A 402-nucleotide genomic window follows, 5' to 3' on the forward strand; every position below is an offset into this window, starting at 1 on the left:
CCGTTTCGTACCAGACTTTGTGGTTGAAGTTGGATAGCTAAACGTGTAACGCTTGATATTTAGCTTGGTACCTTTGGCAATTGAGCCTTTCCGTTTGGTAAAGTTGGCATTCGTGTAACGATAGACTTTGTGCTTGATTACAACTCGTTTTGGCTGCTTAACCTTGCCCGCTTGAACTAACTTACGGTTACCGGTAATATAGTGACCATTACTCAATAAATAACGGGTGGTTAGATTGTGTTTAACGAAACCTTTCACCTTGAGTTGAGTTCCTTGCTTAAAGTTCTTAACCTTCCCAGTCAAATCCTTCTTGGTATACTCATTAACCCCTTTGGGATTAATCACCGTCAAAGTTGAATGCTTACTGTGATAGTATACTGGACGGACATAATTAGTATTAGC

Annotated in this window: 1 protein-coding gene; it reads right to left on the reverse strand. The window is 40.0% G+C overall.

What is annotated here, in order from left to right; translation table 11 throughout:
• Positions 1–402 (reverse strand): DUF5776 domain-containing protein (locus tag FD12_RS14000; protein ID WP_235809039.1); only part of this gene is annotated, 402 nt, incomplete at both ends.

Origin of the sequence: Lentilactobacillus rapi DSM 19907 = JCM 15042 (genome assembly GCF_001436255.1) — a bacterium.
GTDB classification, from domain to species: domain Bacteria; phylum Bacillota; class Bacilli; order Lactobacillales; family Lactobacillaceae; genus Lentilactobacillus; species Lentilactobacillus rapi.